A 22,997-nucleotide genomic window follows, 5' to 3' on the forward strand; every position below is an offset into this window, starting at 1 on the left:
TACTGCTCGATTCGGTCACGCCTGGCTTCCGGATTCCGGGCCGATTTCCTCGACCCAGGCCATGTGGGACTCGGCGTCATGACTCACGGATCGCGCGGCGGCCTCCACGTCGGCCAAACGGACTGCGAGACCATCCAGGTAGACCTCGGTCAGTGTTTGCCCGACGGTGTCGCTGTCCGGGTCGATGACCCAGCTGTCGTCGAGCGCATCGGGGGTGACCTGCCGCATCTGCGCGTGCAACAGCAACTTGGTCAACTTGTCGAGTGTGTCGAGATCGCGAGCCGTCCGGTCGGCCGGGAAGCCCATTTCACGGAATCGGCGAAGGCTCTCATACTTCGACGCAATCACCGTACGCCAGTCGCTCGGAGTCAATTCGTCGTACGGGTGCGGAAGGTTGCGGCCGCCTGGGAGGTTGAGTCTTTCGGCCAGTACGTCTCGCAGGTTGGTGAGTGTCAACACCGCCTCGGCATTGTCGGCTGATGTGTTGTACCAGGCGCTCGCTTCGATTCGGGCGAGGTTGTCGATCACGTCCTGGTACCACTCGGCTCGGTTGCGCCGATCGTATGCCGTTTTCGACGTGAGTGTTCGTTCCCGGACCGCCTCGAGCTCCGCACGCGGAGTGTAGTGCTTCCGCCATTCGATCTTTCCGTTCACGACTGTGGCGTAGTGAAGGGTGAATCCCCCTGGCGGTAGTGCGTCCTGGTACGCGTTCCCGTTGTCGATCGGCCGAACGATGAAACCGAGCTGGAGTCGCCAGTTCTTGCTCCCGCGCTCGTGTCTGTCCCAGGGGTGGACAAGCGTATCGCCCCGACCGAGACGCTGCCCGGTCGGAGTGTGGAAGAAATCTCGCCAAGCGTCTTCGAAATCCCCGAATATGTCGCTCGCGTCGAATCCGGGCACATACTCGATGAGCAACACCAGTTCGCCGCCGTCAGGCAGGATTTCATCCGCGCCCAGTACCTCGGCAGGCCGCGAGCCGGCGTCCGCGAGGGTGATGGCCGCCAGCTTCTCGGCGTCACGCTGATCGATATCGCGTACCTTCTTCTCGATGTGACGAAATCCGTTGCGGTAGTGAACAATGCATACCCCCGCGGACATCGTCGTATCTCCGGTATCGCCTTTCAGGTGCTCGCGAGCGATCTCACCCGAGGCAAGGGCCTCTGCGCATTTCTCGGCGAACGTCCTTTCGTCGGCCAGGTCCTTACGCCACCAGACGTAGTCGCGGTCGCGGTAGTAGTAGGCGGTGCGCTCCGGGTCCGGATGTGCTCCGGATATCGTTTCCACGACGAGGCGTCCCTGGTCACCGATACGAACGTGCCAGTACTCGATCGGCACGCCGTTTTTCGAAGCCTGTCGGCGGAACCCAGGCACCTGCAGGTCCAGCAGCGCATGTTGGTCGCGCAGTGGCGATGCGACGATCACTCGGCCGTCCGAGGTGTATCCGATCGCCTCCACGATCTGCCCGTCGTCATCGATGAACGGGCTCACTCCGGCAGCTGCGAACAGCTCCGGTACGGCCATGATCGCGAGCGCTGTGCGAACCTCGTCCAGGTATGTTTTCGCGGCTTCGAGATGCCGCGGCAGCGAGCGGACGCGCTCATCCAGTTCGGAAATCGCGTCTTGATGGTCGAGCAGCTCGGTCAACGCGTCGTCGGCTACGAGCCGGCGTAGAACCGATTCGAATCGCCGGCGCTGTCGAATCCGCAGCGCTCGGACCGTGCGCGCGATTGCCTCGGGGTCGCGCTGCCGCAGCTTCGTCTCATCCAGGCCGAGCGCCTGCGCCGGTTGCAGCGCATAGGTGACCACGTCCTCGGCGTCCGCCTCAGCAGCACGAAGCGCACGACCGAGAGCGGGGGAAAGCTCTGTGGGGTCCGGAGTCGAGTCGTCACTGCCGAAGCGGTGCCACACACTCGGAACGTCACCTCGACGGCCCCGTCTGTTCCCCCGATCGACGCCCGGATCGACGAATTCGATCTCGCTCCGAACATCGAGTACTCCATCGAGCGAAGGCGGCCTGGCGCCACGGCCGCGACGTTGCGCCGGGGGCATCAGTAGCGGATCACCGAAGTCCATGCTCGGCTGTCGTTCGTCGCCGGGTAGGCCGTGGAGAAGTGGCGTGCGATTTCGCGGTCCATCCACTGCCGTCGGGTCGGCCAGTGAGTCAGTGGCGTTGGTCAGCTTGGTTTCGCCCCTGACGTATTCGCCGACTTTCAGTGGCTCGGCCCGAGGGCTGTCCGGTGCGGGTGGGCTGGGGTTCGTGTCGGCGGGGGACGCGCCGATGACGTTGGCGATGAACGAAACTCGGGCGACCGCCGTCGGCGAATGACGGCGCAGGACGGTCTCGCGCACGGTCCGGGCATATCCCTCGGTTTCCGGATGGTCGCGACTTTGGAGGTAGTGGCCGAAGTCGTAGTCTCCGCTCAGCAACTCGTGCACTGCCGATACGAACCGCCAATGCGCATCGTCCGTGGGGACGGACCTACCGGTGCGGCGGCGCAGCTGCGAGTGCAGGGCACGGTGGAGTATCTCAGGAGCGGCATCGGGCGGAGCGGCCAGCACGTCCGCGACGACCGACGTGAACCACTGGGCAATACGATTCTCCGGCGAGGATCTCGTGCCCTGGAATCCGTCGCGCAACTGTTCGGCGTGACGCAACTGATACGGCTCGATCCAGTGGTTCAGGAAGCGGTCGTACACGGGGCGGCAGGCGATCAGCGGAAGCAGGCTGTCGCCCGCGTGCCGCGCTCGGTGGTACGCCGGCGACTGTCGGTCCAGGGCGCGGCAGCCCGGGTAGTTCGCCCCGAATACCCCGTCCCGCGGGATCGGATCGAAATACCAGAACTCGGCCGGTGACTGATACTTCCTGGTCAGGTCGCGATCGGCCTGGAGGACCGGCCGCGCCGCCACAGTCGGAAGGTATGCGTACTGCGGAAGTTCGTCCAGCGACAGCTCGCGCTCGACGCGGCCGATGGCGCTGGCATGTGCCGCGGTGTCCGGGCCACTCGGCCGGTCCGGCTCGTCTGCCCGCATCGTTTCGAGTTTGTAGATCGCCATCATCTCGCCGGGCGTCCGGGGCCGCAGTTGTGCGAGCAGCAACCCTCTGCCGCTCGTATTGGGAAGGCCGAGAACGGTTTCGGCTTCGAGGGCGGCGGCGGAGAAAGCAGCGAGCGTACTGAGCCGGGGCCCGCGCTCGGCCAGCCAATTCAGTTGCCATTCCCAGTAATCAGGGCTGTCGATCCAGGCGGGGCCATGCGGTTCGCCTGCCGCGATCCGCATCAGATCATCGATGTAGGCGAAGCTCGGGTCCAAACCGAGTAGTTCCGCTGCGAGCCGGTGGGGTTCGGGTACATACAGGGTCGGCCTGCTGCCGATGGGATCTGTCGGCCGCGATCCGATCTCATCCGGCGATCGGACGCTCGGGAGGTCGGGTGATTGCTCGGTGTTACGAGGCTGATCATGCGGCGCGTCGAGAGCGTCTCGATCCTTGTCGACCGTGATCGCGACCGGCTCGGACCACGGAGTACGCGCATGCGGGTTTACCTGTGGTTCAGCTTCCTCGGCAGCTTCTGTCGCCCGGCTACGGTCGAGCGCATCGGCCTCGGGTATGTCCGGTCGGTTGTGGAAGAAGACGCCGCCGTGTTGGAGTGAGGTGAGGCGTTGTCGTCGTCTGGGGGTGGGTTTGTTGTCCATGGCGTCGTCGAGTTGTGCCATGGCGGTGCGGTGTTCGGCGAGGATGGTGTCGGCGATGCGGAGTAGGTGTTGTGTGGCGGCTTCGGGGTCGGTGGGTTGTTGTTCTCGCTCGGCGCGGGCGTGAGCTTTGGCGGCGAGGTCGCGCGCTAGACGAGGATCGCCGAGTTGGGCCATGAGGTGGTGGTAGACCCGGCTGTTCTCGGCCGAGTGCGCCGGTTCGTCCGAAATCTCGGTGGGCCGGGCCGGATTCGCTGCGGCGCGCTCCTCGTCGGTTCCTTTCCTCGCAGCCGCGATTGCTTCGTCATCAACGGGTCCGGCTGAACCTGGACCCGCCGTTGCCTGAGCAGGTTCGGCTCGGGGCGTGCCGGACCATCGGCTGTTCCAGGGGGTGTGCGCAGTTCGGCCTGCTGATTCAGTTGTGTCGGACGACGGCCGCGCCCCGATGGTGGGTTCGGTCGATGTCATGCCGCGTCGTTCGGCCTCGGCCGCGGCCAGCTCGCTGATGTTGCGGTGGACTATCACTTCGCCCTCGGTCGGTGTCAGGACGTCGACCTCGGCAGCCACCACCGATTCTGCCTCGGCCTCGTCCGGCACGAGAGCGCCGTCCTCCTCGCGGATGCCGTACGAACTGAATTGCTCTGCCCACCATGCCCGCAAAGCTCGGACGTCGTCGGAGCCGTAGCTCTCCTCGAAATGCCGACTGACCACCTCGTGGGCGCTCGGCGCGTCGACGGGCAGGAGCCGGCGCAGTGCATGCGCCAATTCGTGGATGGCCAGGCAGAAGTACACCCGCGCGAGATCGACTCGCAGCCGTCCGGCAGCCACCTGCCGTATCGCCTCGGCATGCATTCGAACCGGTGCCGTCATCCACAATTCGTTGAATTCGATGCCGTCGAAGGAAAATTGGCCGAATACACCGGCATCCTCGGGAATGATCTTGATTTCGGACAAGTCTGCGAGAATCGGGAATCGGGCGATCATGTGCCGGATGCCCGCAATGAGCTCACCGGCGGTGGCCGCAGTGATGCCGGGGTTGTCGAGACCGATGATGTCGATGCCGTGGTCGGCTCGTAGCGTTGCGGCCATAGCCGACTTGGCCCGTTGTTCGGCCGGCGTCACAGGGCGGTACTCGGTCGTGAGTTGCGCTCGGTCCCTGTCCTTCAGGGCTTGGCGCTGCGGCGCGACCTCGGTCAGCAGGTCGTGAAGCACCTGCTCTCCGACGGACGTGTCCCGGGGATCGTGCTCCATGGCCGCGAAGGCTCCCGCCAGCGCGGCCGCTGCATCCAATCTGCCTTTCCCGTTGGGCCCGTAGTCGCGGAATTGGCTGTTCGACCAGGCGAATGCCTCACGCGGAGACCACCGTGTCGGCCCTTGATGACTGCTCTCATGGTGGTCGACAAGCGTCAACTTGGCTTCCCGTTGTGCGGACAGCCGAGTCGCGACATTGAGTGCGTAGCCGAACTCACGTCGGACCAGCCCGAGGACCGGCTCCTCGACGGCCCCCACTGCCCGCCCGCTGTCGATCAGCGCGGCCCATCCCGAAGCGAAGAGCTCGCGGTCGGTTGCGACGGCCTCGGATACCGTGATGGACCGCGTGTACGGGTAACTCGTGTCGGTTCCGTCGACGTGGTCGCTCACGGCGAGCGGACGCGTACCCGGGATGGGGCCGAATCCGATCCGCAGCAGTTGGACGTACGGGTATTTCGTCAACAGTTGGTCTATCGCCCGAGCGAGCTCGCGGGCGACTTCCACTGTGATCCCGGGTAAGTCGAATCCGAACATGCGGACCGCGTGTCTGCGCCACAACTCGGCGGCGACTGCGGCGCCGGTCGCGCAGGACTCGAACGGGTCGGCCGCGGTCCGATCGATAGCGCCGGTCGCGACCACCGCATCGCGTGCCGCGCGAGCCAAGCGCCGATGTTGCTCACGCAGTTTTTCCGGGTAGCCGGGATCGTCGAACGGCAGTCGCTGTTCCGCGGTGGCGATGCGCCAATGGCGTTGAAGCCGCCCATTGTGAATTCGGCTACTCAGGTCGTCGACGAAGTCGTCGGTCGAGACATCTGTCCCGGAGTTCACCGCCGCGAGCACGATCGGCACCGCGATCTCCGCCAGTCGCACATATTCGGACAGCATGTCGTTCGGAAGATCGTGGAAGTCCGTGGTGGCCCGCGAAATTCGGGTGCTGCCGTCGTGTGCTTCGATCCAGGACGAGTCGGTCGTCGTGTCGAGCACGGCGCCGTATCCAGCGTCTTCAGGTGGTTCAGCGGCCGCAACCGCGTACAGCCGAGCTGCCGATCCGACGACCAGCGCACGCGGAGGGAGTGTGGGAACGTGGCTGCTCGGTTCTTCGGATCGGGACTCGGAAACGTGCTTCCCCTCCTCGTCCACCTGGCCGGGCGCTTCTCCGGCATCGCGCCGCACGGAGTTCGCTGTCGATGTGGTCGCCGCGGCCCGGTCGGCCTCCGGCGGTGCGGGTGGGTCGGATTTCCGGTCGGGGCCTGTGCGCGCGTTGGGTTCGTGGGGGTCGTCCGGGTTTACGGCGGTGACAATTTCGGGAGCGAAGCGGTTGCCCGACAGCTTTCCGATCCAAGATTCACCGGAGGGCGTCGTGCGAGCGCGACCCGGCCGCGATCGCCGAGTCCAAGAGGCAAATCCGTCGCCTTGTGGAGGTGTGGACGAAGGAGTCGCCGGTTTCTCGGAATCGTCGGGTGATCCGGTGATTTCGTGGGAGGCGTGCCGGATGACGACCTCACTGTCGGCGGGCCGGCTGAGCGGCGTGAGCACACCGCCGACGCGGCGGTACTTCGCCGTGTAGGCGAAATCCGCTCTCCGATAGCGGGATCGCCATTCGGTGTAGGGCCTGATGCGGTGGCGTCCGCCGTCGATGAGGGTGTCGTAGACGAAGACCTTGCCCTCGATCTTGTTGAGCAGGTAGGCGTGGGCGCGATTGCGGCTGCCGTCCTCCTCTACCGTGCCGACAACGACGACGACAGTATCGAGCTGAGGGTCGGCGACCAAGTCGTCGTATGCCGAGCGCATCGGGTCGTCGAGTGTGTTGTCGGGGTCGGCCCACAGCAGCCCGGCGGCGATGCCGCGTTCCAGGCCCATGGCATTGATCGCGCCGTTCGGATCGACCACGGCGGTGTCCAGCCCGAGCATGAGCAGCATGCGCGTGATCCAGGGGACGCAATCGAGGACTTGAGATGGAAGATCTCCGGTCGCGTTGTGCGAGTCCGGCGGGTGATGGGTCGACGAGTGTGCGTCGTTGTCCTCGAAGTCGGACGCGGGGCGGGTCAGGTCGAACCAGGTGACCTGGCGCCACGGCCCGGCCGGTTCGTCGAGGATGCGCACACCGGCCCGGAGGAACGTCGAACCGTCCGGTGCCGCAACGGATTCCGGAGGCGTAATGGACTTCTCGTCGTCGACGGCAACCACATCGACGCGCACCCGGTCGGCGGTGTTCTCGGCCACCATCGATACCGGGCCGACGAGTGCGCCCAGCATCAGTCGCAGCGCCGAGAGGATCGAGTCCCGGGCGACGGTTGCGGCGCCCGGCGGCCAGTCGCGGATCTGCGAAAGCAACCACTCGCCGGCCTGCGCGAGATCAGTCGCCGATTCCGATGTGCGAGCGGTCGTTCGAAGAGCAATTGTGTTGCCGGGCGTTGCCGCTATCGGCTCCGGGGCCGGCGGTCGCGCACCGGGGCGATCCTCGGTGGGTACGTCCTCGACCCAAGCGCCACCGGATTCCGCCAGCCACGCTCTCAGCCGCGAGTGCACCGCCGCCAGTGCCGCGGCGGTCCGCACTCGGTCGCTGCCGAGGCGCACCGATTCCCAGCGCGCGGTCACGCCCGAATCGGCCGTGATGAATTCAACCGTGAAGGTAGCCGGTTCGCAGCGCGGCACGAGGAGTTCAGCGGTGACCGCGACGCCGTCGACAGAGCGCGTGATTCCGGTGACCTGCACCGCTACCGAGCGTCGGCGGCCCCAGGGCGCACGAGTGACGAAATAGCCGGAAAGCAGCGGCGCCGAGTTCGTACCCAGTGCTTGCAGCACGGCGGCTGCGGCCGGCGGCGTGCCGCTGTCGTTCCACAGCGATTCCGTGCGATTTCCGGCCGCCGGGGCGCACCGGGACAGATCGGCCCCCGCAGTGTGGAGTGCGTCCAGAACCTGTGCCTGTCCGCGGTAGTCGAGGGCGCGGCTCGGCGACATGACCGGCGAGAGGTCGATCGCGGTGATCGCGCCATGGATGCGCCAGTTACCCATCCCGGCGATGTCGCCGAGCGAACCGCCCTGCGCGAGATACGCCTCGAGCACGTCTGCCTGCCAGCCTGCAGCGGTGATGAACTCGCCGGACGTGGTGAGCAGAAAGCCCTGCGAGCCGAGGGTGTCGATCGCTGCACCGTCCGCGCGGACCGGACGGCCGCGCCGGTCGATATGCAGTCGTACCAGGTCGAGATCGACGGCACCGCGCCCGGGGACGTAGCCGGGTAGCGACATCGGGGTGTACTCGGCGCGGCTCGGCGGCGGCGCCTCCTCGCCCGCATCGATGTCGGCGATGATGTTCTCCGGCGGGTTGAACCCTGCGAAATCGACACCTGAGCGGGCCAGCCAGGGCGCGATTCGATCACGGTGAAAAGATTCGATCGCCGAGCCCACGAATTGGTTGTCGGAACTGTCCTCGCGCACGTAATAGGCGATGGTGGCATCGCGCCCATGAAGCAGGTGCAGGGATATTTGCCCGGGCGTCGCGTTCCCGCGCAGCGAACCGACCGCCAGTTCCACGACCAGACCGGTGTCGGTGGCGTGCCAGTCGGTGATGTCGACCCAGTGATCGGTCGAGGCGCCGGAGAACAGAGTGTCGACCGCCGGATCGCCGTCGAAGACGCCGAGTCCCCGGCGCTCGATCAACTGCTCGACAGTGGGTACCCGAGTCTCGGGTATCCACAGATAGCCCGCTGTCCCGTTCCTGACGGTCAGATTCTCGGCCGGAACTCGATGCGACAGTTCGAACATCGCCTGCGCCGCGAACCGCGCACTCAGTGCCGATCGGGACCCGGCGTTCGCAATGAGGCCGCTGCCGAGCTCGACCTCGATCCGGCGGCCGTCCACGACCTGCCAGGCGCCGAACGCGAACGGTACCTGTCGTGGGTCCGGGAACGAACTCCACAACAGCCAATGCTTGGCCGGAGTGGAGCGGATCGTATTGCCGACGAAGAAGAACTGCTCCCAGCCGCCGGAGTTGTATGGGTTACCGTCCTCGTCGCACAACACCCCCTCGGCGTCGAAATGCAGATCGTGATAGCGGATCCGACGCCCTTCTTCAGGGTGGTAGGAGGACTGGTCTTCCATCTCGACCGTCACGTAGGCGGCCCGCCGAGCGGGGCCTCCCGGATCACCGGGCACCGGAGTCGAAGATTCGGACCGGTCTTCCGGGCGGCGCCCGATCGGGGTGTCGCGCTCGGTGTGGACGCGGGAGTCGCCGACGACGTCGGTTGTGTCGACCTCTTGCACCAGGGTGTGTTCGTCCGCGTCGGGGCCGAAGTACGCCGTGGTGGCTCCTGAACCGGAATCATTCTCGGCAACAACGACATGCGACTCCGCCAGCCACGGATCGATCAGTTCCGAACGCAGCTGCGCCCAGGCTGCAGCGACCTCGGTGGCAGCGGGTGACGAGGTGGGCTCGATGAAGGCGGCGGTGATGGTGTCGCCGTGCCGGGTGAGAGTCATCGTGAATTCGACTCTGCCGCCGTTCATCGAAGTGACGGGTAAGGCGATCGACAGCTGTGCCGGCGCCGATTCGACCACGGTGGGGTACACCCAGAATCGGGTTGTGGCACAAGCGAAGACCGACTCAGGATGCGCGTAGGGCTCGGTCATGAGCTCCATGGCCGAATGCATCGGCGCGGGTAAGCGGAAGATGCTGCCATGGAATGTGCCACTGAGGTTCATCGCGGTGAGGTCCACTCCGTGCTCGGCGAGCCAGTGGAGCGTCTGCATGACGAATTTCATGCGCTCCTCGAGCGTGTCCGGGAACGCCCGGCTGGTCAGAAGCGCCTCCTGCGGAACACCGTTGACCATTCGGCCCCAGAGCCCGGCCCCGATCGGAGCGTCGGCGGGATCGGCATAGGTGCTGAACAGGATTTCGTGCGGATGGACGAAGTCGTAGGAATCGTCGTCGTCGTCCAATTCCGGGAAGTCGTCTGCCCCGGCGACCCGGAAATCGTCCGGCTCGACGCCGATCAGAAAGAATTCGTAGTCATCGCTGTTGTGCGGCGTCCCGTCCCAGTCGCAAAACAGGCCGTTCCGGATAATCAGCTTCCGTACTCGCGTATTCTCCGCGAGCCTCGGCTGGTACGCATCGGGTGAAACGGGCGTCGCCACAGCGTATTCCGGCCGTGCCGCTTCGCCACGCGGCCCGTTGATGGAATTGCCCGGCAACGGCCGGTCGGGATCGCCGGAGGGGGCGTGCAGCGCCTCCAGCCTCCCCCTTGTCGTGGTGAGATAGGAAACGAAGGTTTCCTTCGGATCCGATTCGATGTATCCGGGTTTCCAGTCCCGGTAGGGACGGATGCCGGGAGAGGGCAGCAGTGAGTCGAAGACGAAGAGTTCTCCCTCGATATCGAGCAGAAGATAGGCGTGATCGGTGCCCTCCTTGCCGACGACCACCACCGCACCGTCAGCAGGATGGTCGGGGTCGTAAACGTTGTCGGCGATGCTGCGCAGCGGATCGGCCGGGCCGAATTCATCGGCTGCGGGCTCGGTAACGATGTCGTGGGCCGGAACGAGCGTGAGCTCCGCATGGATGCCACGTTCGAGCGAGTGCGGGTCGTCGGCATTCAGCGGGAGCTCGGGGGCCTCCTCGAGGCCGACCGCCCTGGTGAGCCGTGAGACATAGGGGACGCACGCCCGGAGCAACGCGGTGATTTTCCGGATCTTGCGCCGCGCGCTGCCGAGGTGGTCTTCCACCGTATGCGGACTGACACCCAACTGCTCGGCGATCTCCCGCTTCGACAGACCTTGTTCGGACAATGCGAGAATGTGACTCTCGCGGTTTGTCAGCCGCGCTCGGCGAGATGCGTCCGGCTGCTCCGTGACCGGAGACGGCGCTCGTCCCGGCCGGGGGTGTGCGGAATGCCCGGCCGGTGAGATGTCATCGAGCAGGCCCGAGCGACGGGCGATCTCGACGATCTCGGCGCGACCTTCGCCGTGGAGTTCGCGGGTCACATCGGCTACCAGGGACTTCAACGAGTCTACCGAAACGCCCAGCTCGGCAGCGATCTCCCGATAAGTCAGGTCCTGTGCGAGCAAACGGACGAGTCTCCGTTGGTACGGCGTCAGACGGAAATCCCTGGTCGGTCGGGCGGATGGTTTGCCCGACCAGTTGTCGAGGATCCGCCAAGGCTGGTGACCGGTGGGTGCCACCGGGAGGGAAACGGTGACGCCATGGCGTTCGGCGAGCAGAATGGCGAGATCCCGTGCGGTTGACCACAGTTCGAGCGGTTCGGTCATCGGATCCGTGGGAATGTCGTGCGGCGCCGTCGAATCGCGCCGCGCCGGCCAGAACCTGGCGAGCCGTAACTGTCGATTGAGGGAGAGTGCGGCGCGCAGCTGGCGCACTTCGTGGGTGGAGACATTCGCCAGTGTCAGTGCGAGTGTGTCGTCTCCGGACATTCCGGCGCCGCGCAGCACGAAATCTGTCAAGTGCCGCAAGAATTCGGCGGCCGGCCGGTGTTCGGCGATCACATTGCGCGCGACGAGATCCACCCGTTCCGTCACCGTCCGGCCACCCGTCTCGGCCCCGCGCGCCGCCCGCGCACACACTTCCGCGACAATCTGCGATCCCGACGCGGCGCCGACAGTTCTGGTAGCCAGGTCGAAAATTCTGTCGGCGAAGTGGTTTCGGAGCGTATCGGCGGTGATGGGCCAGCTGTCTCGGCGGGTGACAGTCGGTCGGCCCCTGACGACGACGAGATAGCCTTCGTCGCGTAGCTGCCGGTACGCGTCTCGGACCGTGTACGCCTGTATCTTTTCGGGGTTCAGTTGCCGCATCAACAGCCGGGCCGAGGGCAAGGCCCGCCCCGCAACCACGTCGCCCGACAGTATCGCGTGACGCAGTTGATGCACGAGCAATCGGCGCCACTCCGGCTGCCCGGCTTCACGGCCGTCGGTGGCCTCCTCGACCATCCGCAGAATATCGACAATCGCCCGAATATCCTCGCCGGAATCCGGCAGCGCGTCCACGAGTTCCGGCATCGTGTACGTGGCAACGATCGCCTCCTCACGGGAGTGCACACCGAGTTTGACGAAGATCCGGTTGCGATAGGTGACCGCGGTTTGCCGGGTCGTGTTCAGCTCGGCCGCGATTTGATCGTCGGTGCGACCGGAGATGATCAGGCCCAGGGTCCGGAGCTCCTGCGTGCTGAGGCGCACAGCGGTGCCGCGAGTGCCTGAGTGGGACTTCCAGTCGTCGGCATTGACATCCAGCCATCCCGCGCGAATGGCGGCGCCCACCATTCCGGCGCGGTCTCCGATGCGGATCCTTTGCCCGAGGGCGCGCAGGCGCTTGTTCACCGCGTCCTTCCCGACGGGCACACCACGTATGGCGGTGAGCGCGTCGGCGACCGCACGGTTCGACAATCCGGTGGCTACCAGGAGCAGCATGGTGTGCTCGTCGGGCGACAAGGCCGGTGTCTGCTCGGGTACCGCCGAAAGTTCGGTGATGTCCAGCAAGCCGTGGCGGACCGCCTCCGGCACCACGGATGCGCGCTTCGTGACATTGAGGGCCTGCAAGAGCTGTGAGTAGGTCCTGCGCCCCGTGGCCCGCGACCAGCCGGTCTGTTCGATGACTCCGGACCACGACACGCCACGGGCGATCAGCCTGAGAAGCGTCTGCTGTCGTTCTCGCGATGGATCGCTTGCCATAGGGGTCCCGTTCCGGGCCAGTGATCCGGCCAGCCGGCGCAGCGCACCGGCCTCAGCCGTCCGCACTGCCTGGGGCGTCAGCGCCGAGGCCGCCCAACCCCGCGCGTTCAAGGTGTCCGCTACCTCGTTGTGCGCCAGGCCCTGTTGATAGCGCAGTGTCAGGATGCGTCGCTGAATCGGGCTCAGGGCGCGGAAGTGCTCGTCGAACTGCGATGGGATGGCTCGAGAGAACGATTCGGCGAGAGGGTCCGAGTCGTCGGCATCCTCCAGCTCTCGGTACGCGGTGGCGAGGTCGTCGCGCAACCGGCCGCTTTCCGTCACGGTGTACTGCCTGCGGGTGCTCGGCGGCGGCGGATTCGCCGGGTCCTCCGAGGGTCTGCTGCCGACCGGTGAGCGTTCGTCTCGACGTCGGGCGTTCGACCCGTTTCCGGCAGCATCCAATCGCGCCAGCATCTCCGCGTACAGGCCCGGGTCTGCACTCGAGTTGATTTCGTCCTGCGTGGCCTGCGAAACGGGGGGGCGCTGCGGCAGTTTCTCGGCGTCGGGCGCTTCCGCGCTGAGACGGGGGACGAGGTTGCCGTCGCGGTCGAACTCGATGGTCCGGAACAGACGCTGTTTCGGTCCCAGCTTCTTGATGTATTTCTCTTGCTCGCGGCGCCAGTCGTCGAATCCTTCGGCTTTGTTCAGCAAGGTGCGGCGGTTGCGCAGATCCTTGGGTCCGTGGTCGTTGTCGGTGTTGCCGTCCCGGGACGCCGCCAGGTCGACGACGACCAGATTCGGCTTGTCGACCGAGGTGCTGTCGTTGACCAGCAGCACCATGTGGTCGTCGGCTTCGATGCTGGTGCCCGCGGCGTAGGTGTCTTTCCATTTGTAGACCAGGACGGTGATACCGCCGGGCCGGGATCTCAGCGATTCGGCCACCTCGTCCAACGATCCGGCACGCTGGAGCTCGGCGCCGAATGTGTCGCGCACCGTGTTGCTGTCGTGGCCCCGGAGCTTGAAGTCCGGCATCCGGAAGCGATTGGCCTTGTCGGGGCACAACACTCGCATGCCGGTGACTGCGTTGTTGACACAGTTGTTGGGGCTGAGGCGGTGGATCTCGAACACCGCGTCGAACAACGCGGCGACGGCCAGATACCGGGAGGCGGCGGCAACGATGTCGTCGGTTGTGGCCGCATCGGGGTTGTGGGGCGGCGCTGCGGTCTGGTTGGGGCCTGTATCCGGGGCGTCGGCGTTCTGGGTGTCGGCGTCCTGGTCGGGTGTGTCTGCGCGGGTCCGATCTGTGGGCGAATCGGTGGTGTGACCGGTGCCGGTGTCTGTGACGGTGGCCGATGAGATGGCGCCGGTCAGCTGATCGCCGACTGCTTCGCCGAGGATGTCGCGGGCGATGATCGGGGTAATGCCGGCGGCCGGGTAGCCCAGCGCCGCTGCGAGGGCATCGCGTGCCTGAGTGTGCAGCGGGTCGAGGGTGCGCAGGCCTTCGGCGCCCTCGAGGTCTGCTATCGGTATTCCGAGTTCGGCGGCAAGGTCCCGGCGCAACGTCCCCGGTTGGATCAGCGCGTCCGCGGCGCTCTGCCCCTCCCGCGTACTGGCTGCAGCGGGGGCGGTGGACATGACGTGGTGCTGTAGCGCCACGGCTGTGGCGGGCGCGATACCGGCCCGGTCGAGTAGTTCACGAATCGGGTCGGTGGCACCGTCGCGTTCGAGTTCGGCGATCCGGTCGGCGACGGCCGCAGCCGGGATTCCCAGCAGTCCGGCCAGGCGCGCCGCCGGGTCGGAGTCGGGTTGGTCGTAGAGCCCGGTATCGGCTTCGGCGAGCGCCAGGTAGGCGTTGCCGGTCGAGACGGCGTGATGGCGGACGAACTCGGCAGTCGAGTGCCGCAGCGCCCGCTGCTGCAGTTCGGGCACCAGCTCACGGACGGCTCGTCGCGCCGCCACCAGCGCGTCATGGTTCTGGGGGGTGGGGTCGGTCGCGTGCGCGGCCACCGCCTTCTCGTAGACGACAACGGTCTCCCGTACCCCGCGCAGGTGCATGGCATTGCGGATCAGCGCGTCCTGTGCCGACATCACCACCTGCGCGCTGCCGCGCTGCCCGTTCCGTGCGGTGCGGTTCTTGGCCTGTTCGTGGATGTAGGACTGCTCCGGGGCCTCCGTCATCCAGACGTGCATGCCGCCCTTGGCCTTCACCGCCTCCGACACCGAGATGTCGACCCCGCGCTGGCCCTGCCGGTTGATCACCAGGATCTTGCCCTGCTCACCGGCCTCGTCGAACACCTTCTGCAACTGGGCTTCCCAGTCCGCGCCCCAGACGATGATCCGTTTGGCGTCCACCGCTTCGATCGCGTCTCTCGGCACGCCCGCGCGCACCAGCGCCTCGACCTGACGGGCGACCAAATCGTTGCGGTGACAGAGGATCTCCTGAAACCGGCCCTTGCCGTCGGCTCGCATCTCGTTCGCGTATTCGGCGATCGTGCGCAGTTTGGCGTGTGTGCTCTCGACCACATCGTGCTGGCCCTCCACCAGCTGATGGGTCTGCGACCGCCCGACCTCGTGCGCCGGCTCCAGGTTGTAGATCTTCTGCAGCACCGGGTTCAGGTCGGTGAGAGTGCCGGACGCACCTGTCACTTCATCGAAGAAGGATTCGCTTCCGACACGGTAGATTTCGACCGAATCGATACGCTTGGCGGACTCGGCATCCGCGCGCACGACGATCCGATGCTCCTCGGCGCTCTCCCTGCGGCTCTCGGCCGCGCGGATCTCCTTGGCCTCGATGGCCTGCGCGAGGCTCGCCTTACCCGGCTCCGCGCTCCACCGTGATTCGCTCGAGGTCTTCGGGTTGCGTTGCAGCCCATGTTCGGCCTGATCGATGATGACGATCTTGCCCGTGTCCATTTCGTAGTGGACACCCTTACGGACGAGGAACTCTGCGTGGGCCGCGGTCTCCAGCCGGGAGGCCCCCATTCCATCCAGCCAGTCTTGTCCGCCGGGCAGCGCCTCGACCTTCGCCCGCCCCTCGGGGGTCAGCTCGGGTTGACCGTCGTACCAGTACATGACCTCCGGTGTGCCGTCGGCCTGCATGCCGATTTCCTCGGCTATTCGCCTGAGGCCGAAATCGTCGTGCGTCAGCGACCCGTCCGCCAGTGCCTTGGTGAGAAAGTCGTGTGCGCCGAACACCTGCTGGGCCGTGACCTCCGGCGCCGCCTGCTCGGCACCTTCCGACCGGAGGAACTGCCGTTCGCCCCGGTCGATGATGCCGTCCATCTCGTCGATCAGCGCATGGCGCGGTGGCTTGATACCGGCGTTGCACAGATGCCCGACTGTCTCGCCGGTCGCGACCACGATCGCAGGCCGCCCCTTCGTGATCGGCCCGAAACCGTTCTGCTGATCGGCGCGGAACACGTCGATCCCGAATGTGCCCAGCACATTCTGCATGTCGGCGAATTCCTCATCGCCGGTCAACAGCTTCCGATACGTGCTGACTTCGCGATTGGCCAGTCCATCGGTGGTGGTCACGAGCAGAACCGAGCCGTGTTGCACCGCACGTTGGATTGCGCCGGCCATGAATACCAGCGATTTGCCCTCGCCGGGTTTCATTTCCACCGGACGCGATTTCATCGCGTAGACGGCTTCCGCCTGTTCGACCCGCAACACCATTCCGCCGGGCACTTTCTCGCTGATGGTGCCGCGCCGGATGATCTCCATCGTCGCCAGCAACGACTGGTGCTCGTCGCCGCTGTGCAGGCCGGCCATCAGCACGTCGTCCGGAAGGTTGGACAGGCGTTGACCTTCCGGAACATGCTCGGCGGAGGCCTGGTGGAAGTCGATCAGCAGATCGACCGCCTTGTCGCGGTCGCTGCGCGGCATACCGGCGGCGTCGGCGAGACTGTCGTGATCGGCCGACGGAACGCTCTGCTCGTCGTGCACCGACGACGAATGTTCTTCCACGGCAGGTGTTTCGGTGCCGTCCGCCTCGGTCCGGCCGGAGCCTTCGGGTCTTTCCTGACCGGACTGCTCGGCAGTCTCCTCTCGCTGCGGGGTCGCATGCTCTTCGCCACTCGACGATCCGGGTTCGCCACGAGCACTGGACGATCCGGGTTCGCCGCGAGCACTGGACGATCCGGGTTCGCCGCGAGCGCCGGGAGTTCCCGCCTCGCCCGCAGCGGCTGGATGGGGTCGTGCCGATGTATGCGTACCGGCACCGTCCGCGACCGCCGTGTGTTCTCCGGCCGGGCTCGGCCCGGCTTTCGCGTGCGCGCTGTTTCCTGTTGGCGCGCTGGCCTTTTCGTGAACCTCGCCGACCGGGCGTGGCGGGGCGCTCGTCGGGAGCTTCGGCGGCGGCGAGGTCTCGCCCACCGCCTCGACCGATCGGGGTGCGGTCGCCTTCCCTGCGGCGACCGGCTTCTCGGCCGGTGGCCGCTCGACCGGAGCCGCCGTCTCGGAATGTGTTCCCGACCGCGCCGCGGCGGCGTCGGAAGATGCGGGACGGATGGGTTGCCCGGGCTGTCGACCACCGGCTCCGTCGGCCGCGATCGTTGGGCCCTGCTCGCGTGAGGGTGGTTCCGCGGCCCCGGTCTTTTCCGTGGTTCCGCCACGCTCACCTGCGGTCTTCGTGGTCTCCGCGGTCGAGCCCCAGGCCTTCTGCGCGTCCGCCCACGCCCGTTTCGATTCCGCCGACACCTCGACCGGTCGCCGAGGTGTCGCGGCTTTCCCGTCGTGCCCTGCCGAGATCGCGTCGGGCGGTGTGAATGTCGCGCCGCCGTCGATCGCCGACGGATGGGCTCCGCTGCGGGAATACACGCCCCCGGCGAATGCGCCGTTGAGCAGCGGCGCGAGCACCTGGTCGTAATGCCGCGGCCAACCAGCCACCAGCGACGCCGCACCCAAACCCGATATCGCGCCGGCGGTACCGTGCACCAGGCCCAAGGCCAAGCGACTGCTGCCGATCCGGGGGAACACCATCGGCGCGAACTTGCCGGCGACCATGCCGCCCACCGCTCCACCCGCGCCGGCCAAGGCGGCGACTTCGATCGAATTCAGATCGATTCCGGTCGGATTCGCGCCGTCCGATCCGATGATGTCGGCGGTGCGATCGCCGGTGGCGACCTGCAGCGCCTGCACACCCGCGTCGACGCCTACGGGCAGCGCGGCCGCCTTGCCCAGCATGGTGACGAACTGCAGGGGCCCCATGCTGCTCAGCCGTGCAGCCGCCTCCGCGCCGCCCGTCGCAATTGCCCGCTCCATACTCGTGCGCATCACGGCAGCCTCGGCGCGTCCCTCGGCCAGCACGGTCTCCACGGCCGGTGCTGCCGCAATCTGTCCGGCCGGCCCCGCTGCTGCAGCCCCGGCCATCAATCCGTAGATCTTCCATGCCAAGTGGATTCCGAACGCGAACATCACGCACAGCCACTTCTCCGCGTCATTGGCTGCTTGCTGCGCTTGATCGGCCAGGGTGTTCACGTCATCGCCGAGCCGGGCCGCACCCTTTCGGTACGACCGCAATGCCTCGCGCAATTTGTCGGCCAGCTCTCCGGCTGAATCTTCTTGTGCCAAAAGGTCTTCGATATCGGTCGAATGGTTTTCCAGCTCGCGGGCGCGGGCCCGGAACTCTGCAACCATGCGGCGCATCTCGGAAATGTCGGCGCGCGGGAGCTCTCCGCCGAACACCACCATCTCGATCGGAGTCCGCAGGAATCCGGGCAGACTTTCGAAAGTGTTCCGCAGCTCCACGACCGGGCTGAACAGCGAACCGTCCACCGGCACCACCTACACCGGTCGAGACGCCGCGGCGACCAGCACCGCATGGAGCAATCTCGCCTGTATGCCCGCCTCCTCGCCGTGCTGCACCACCTCGGCGAATGCGATGCCGAGCGCCTCACCCACATCGAATTCGCTCGAGGCTGAGGTATTCCCGGCCAGCCCGGCTCGCCAGTCCCGGTAACCGCTCACCACTTCGGCGAGAGTGCGGTCCGGCTGCAGGCGCAGGTATTCCGCGATCAGAACACGTTGCGCCTGCTTGCGCGCTACGCCGCCGCCTGCGGCGTCGAGGGCCCGGCCGAATTCCCGAAGCGTCGCCGGATAGATGTCCGATCGCGCCGGCTCGCCGTCGGGTTCCACGGTGGGGGCGGCTGCCGCCGGCTCTTGCGCGGTGCGCCGGTCGAGCGTCATCGAGCCGGCGGCGTCCTCGATGCCCGGTTCACGACTCCATCGCACCGTGCCGAGTTCGCCGCCGAGCTCCGCCACCGCGACCGAATCCAGACCGATCATCGGATAGTCGGTGAGCACCCGGTCCACCGCCGCCACGAAGTCTCGTATCGGCGGCAGCTGGAGGCCGGGTGTGTCGAACCCGGTCACCTGTACACCGTGGCGCTCGGCCAATGTGCGCGCCAGCCAACCGATCATCGGGTCGGACGCCTGCTGCTGGCGAGAGCGGCGCCGATCACCCGCACGTGCCTTGTCGCGGGACGAGCGGTCGGATCGTGGCGGGGAACCGTGCCGGGGATTTGCCTCCGGCTTGCCGGGAGATCCGGGCTTTCCAGGGCCTTCGGCTCTTCCTGGTGTGCCGGGATGGCGAGGCGGCTGTTGCCCGTCCCACGGAGTATCGCCCCGTTTCGTAGGTCCCGCGCCACTCCCGGACGAGGCGTCCGCAGCTCGCGGCGCGCCGCGCCGGTCGGCCGGAGGTAGCCCCGACGAGGAGGAGGGCGGTGCCGAAACGGATGAGGGCCGGCGACCGGAGTCGCCGGAGGGAGGGCGCCCGTCCCGCCCGGAAGGATCGGACTCCGGCCGGTCCCGATTCCACGGCGAGCGGGACTCCGTCCCGTCCTGTGGGTCGGTCGGAGAACCGTTCGGTGACCGCGAACCACCGGCCGGGGGCTGGTCGGCGCGCTGCGCCCCGCCGGTGGGATGCGCCGGACCGCCGGCGACCGGAGAGTTCCGCGCCGGGGAGACCGCGGCGGGGTTGTACGGGACCTGTGGACCGGCATCGGCTGGCGACGGCCGGCCGGTCGGGGTATCCGGCGCAACCGTGGCCGAACTCCCGGTGCCCGGATCCCGATTCCCCGCGGCGTCGGCCAGCCGGGCGGCGCTGCCGGCATCCTGCGCGTCGAATTCGTTTGCGACACCGATTATTCCGGATGCCGTGCTGTGCAGCCCCTTCTCCATCGCGCGCACGTTGGCGAGCATCTGATCGGCATGCGGTGTGAACTGCTCGGCGAACTGACGGCCCATATAGTCGTCGCCCCAGCTGCCCTGGGCCTGGTCCAGGCAATCCCGTAGTCCGGCATAGGTCTGCCCCACCCGGTCGGCGAGTTCGGCCAGCCGGGCACCCCGTTCGCGCAGGCCGGCCAGGTCCAATCGAAGTTCGCCGCTCATATCCCGCCTCGAGCCGTCACATCCGGTCGCCGACCCGCAGGCGGAACCGTCGCTCGAAGTCGGTCACGAAAACCGACAGCGGCACCGACGAACTCGATCGCTCCACGGCGCCGTCGTCGGCGACATAGAAGACCGCACGGTCCAGGGCGATGTCGTTGTCCGGCACCGGCGATCGCACCATCCAGCCCACGCTGATCCGGTCGGCGCGCAGGGACGACGGAGGATAATCCGCGGTGTCGTACCCTCGCTCGCGGATGTGATCGCGAACCAGTTTCAACGCCTCCGCTTCGCTGATCCCCGCGACCGCGCCGGCCGTCAGATCCGCGAGTGCGAACTGGAACAGCGCACCGGCGACGTCGACCTCGGTCTCGTCACCGACCGCCTGCACGATCGCCTCCCGTGTCACCGCGGCGGCCTGCGCCGCCGACACCAGCAACTCGGCAGCATCCGGCGACGACTGCTCCACCACGTCGGCGACCACTCGCGCCACCGTGTCGGCAGTCCACACCGCGGGCAGCGCCGCCGCGCATTCCGACATCGGAGCGGATCCGCCCCGGTACCACCGCCCCTTCTCCCACCAGTAACAAAACGACAGCATGCCGGTCATCACCCGCGGATCGAGCACCGGGTCGGCCACCCAATCAGGTGCTCCCGCAAACACATTCGGCATCGCGCCACCACCGTTGTAGGCGAGGTCCAACGCGGGGGCCTCCCATACTCCACCCGACAGCACCGCCCGGTCTCCGGGGAGCAGCGTCAACGTCGAACCGCTGTGTCCCGCACTTTCGAAGACGCCCACGGATGGACCGATCCGTGGCCCCCGTTCCGAGCCGGCCGCCACGAAGGCCGAGGCCAGCACCGCCCACCGCGCCCACAGTGTTCGCAGGTCCGGCAACTCGCCGGTCACCGGCACCGCCCGCACGCCCGCACTCCGGTCCGCCCGCATTCCGTCCCAGGCGGCGCGCGGCGGCCTCGACTGGGATTCACCGCGCCCGATGTAAGCCGCCAACCACACCGGCAGCCGGCCGCGCGGATACCTTTCCAGGTCGGCCAGATACGCCTGTGGTGCGAACAGTTGCTCACCGGGAAACGGCTCGGCCCCGTGATCGACGACGACCTCGACGTCCTCCGCGTCGGCGCGCACCACCATCCGCCACCACGGCTCGCTCTCCAGCTCGGCCGAAACCTGCCGGTGCCGGCGCACCGACGCCCACACCTCATCCGACACCTGACACCTGACCGGCCCGTGCCCGTCATCGACCACGAACAACGCCGATTCGGTGACAACGGTCAACGCGAACGATGCCTCCAGCCGCTGCCATCCCGGCGGCGCGAGCTCGCGCAAGCCGGCGGTGATCCGGTCCACCACGTCCGCGAGATCCTCACCCCCGGAACCGCTCACCACACACTCCCCGATCCACGAACCGCCGATACGCGACCACGCTCGCAGCTGCGCACCTCGACCTCGGGAGGAGCAGAAGCAATTTCCACAACCGCCTCGATCTATCGCTCGTCAGGGTCGCACTCGGTTCGAGAATTTCGTACCCCGAGGCCAGCACGCAACCGAGCTGCTATTGCCACCCGTGAAAAGGGGGCCGCATCGGACCGGCGTATGACGCGGCCGCGAGGCATTCGGCGGCGATGGTGATCGCGGCGCGCAGTTCGGCGGAGGGTAGGGCCGCGTAGCCGATCGGGGCGCCGAAGGTGTGCGGTCGATCGGCGTGATGGCGGGCGAGGCCGTCGAGCCGTACCCCGCGATCACGAGCGTGGGCGATCGCGGCTTCCTCGACCGCGGCGGATTCGAGCGGGACGAGCACATGTGATCCGGCATGGTCGCCGACGACATCGAGCCCGCGGGCGCGAAGTTCGGCAACCACGAGTGCCCGGCGCGGCGGCATCTCACGGCGCAGGCGGCGCAGATGACGGGCCAGGTCGCCGTGCCGGGCGAGCTCGGCGAACACCAGCTGACCGGCGGGAGCCGGACAGGTGCCGGTGCTTTCCCGGTGGGCCGTCACGGCGTCCGTGACAGCCCGGGAGGCGACGAGCCAGCCGACGCCGAGCGTGGTGGACAGGATTTTGGAGGTGGTGCCGAGATGGATGACCCGACTCGGGTCGAGGCTCGCCAGCAATGGCAAAGGGGCACTGTCGTAACGCAATTCGCCGTCGTAGTCGTCCTCGATGATCAGCGCGCCGGTACGCCGGGCGAAGTCGATCAGTTCGACGCGGCGGGCGGCGGGCATCCGGGCGCCGAGCGGGAACTGATGGGCCGGGGTGCAGTAGACGGCGCGCACACCGGCGGGAATTCTGTCCACTCGAATGCCCTTGTCGTCCAACGGTATCGGCAGTACCTCGATACCCGCGGCGCGGAAGGCGCCGACCGCGCGGAGGTAGCCGGGATCTTCGACGGCCACGGTGTCGCCGCGGCGCAGCACGGCGTGGGCGAGTTCGCCGACCGCCGAACTGGTGCCGGAGGTGGCGAGGACGACACTGTCGCTGCCGGGAGCGAGGCCGCGATGGCGGAGCAGATGTTCGGTGATCATGGCGAGGTAATCCGGTTCGCCGCCGCGGTCCTTGCGCGCCGACGGCAGCCGGTCACTCGCGGCGCGCCAGGCGCGACGCCAGGCCGCGCGGTCTATCGCCGCCACGCAGGGTGCGCCCGGGGCCAGGTCGAGCAGTTCGCCGACGGCATCCGAAAGAGCGCTCGCCGCAACGGGTTCCGGTACCGATGCCGGTGCGGCGGTGAGGTAGGTGCCCGAGCCGTGCCGTCCCGAGATCCAGCCCTCGGCATGTAATTGGTCGTAGGCGGCGGTGACCACCGTGCGGCTGACGCCCAGGCGTTCGGCCAGAGCGCGGGACGAAGGGAGTCGCTCGCCGCCTCGCAGCCGGCCGGCCGTCGCCGCGGCGCGCAGTTCGTCGGCCACCTGGACCGACAGCGGGCGTGGTGCATCGCGATCGATCGACAGCGGGAGGTCCTCCACGATGCTCCCTTCGGCTCGAATGCCCCACTGCGACGATCG

The 22,997-nt window shown here is 67.2% G+C and carries 4 protein-coding genes; all 4 read right to left on the minus strand.

Annotation, left to right across the window (positions count from 1 at the left end; translation table 11 throughout):
• Positions 1–15 precede the first annotated feature (15 nt).
• The 4 genes from A5789_RS20770 to A5789_RS20785 all read right to left on the minus strand — a co-directional run bounded on the left by A5789_RS20770 (position 16) and on the right by A5789_RS20785 (position 22,958).
• Entirely contained in the window at positions 16–18,366 is an 18,351-nt protein-coding gene (locus A5789_RS20770; protein WP_155525859.1) for a LuxR C-terminal-related transcriptional regulator, read from the minus strand.
• Between the two features lie 9 nt (positions 18,367–18,375).
• Complete coding sequence (locus A5789_RS36745) at positions 18,376–19,980, minus strand: hypothetical protein (protein ID WP_064903683.1); 1,605 nt, start codon at positions 19,978–19,980, stop codon at positions 18,376–18,378.
• Between the two features lie 16 nt (positions 19,981–19,996).
• Positions 19,997–21,382 carry a hypothetical protein gene (locus A5789_RS20780; RefSeq protein ID WP_082955844.1) on the minus strand — a complete coding sequence of 462 codons (1,386 nt, stop codon included), beginning with the start codon at positions 21,380–21,382 and terminating at the stop codon, positions 19,997–19,999.
• A gap of 169 nt (positions 21,383–21,551) precedes the next feature.
• The gene (locus A5789_RS20785; RefSeq protein WP_227463084.1) at positions 21,552–22,958 is read right to left on the minus strand and encodes a PLP-dependent aminotransferase family protein; all 1,407 of its coding nucleotides are present in this window, start codon (positions 22,956–22,958) and stop codon (positions 21,552–21,554) included.
• Positions 22,959–22,997 lie beyond the last annotated feature (39 nt).

Source organism: Nocardia sp. 852002-51101_SCH5132738, from assembly GCF_001665695.1.
Classification (GTDB): Bacteria; Actinomycetota; Actinomycetes; order Mycobacteriales; family Mycobacteriaceae; genus Nocardia; species Nocardia nova.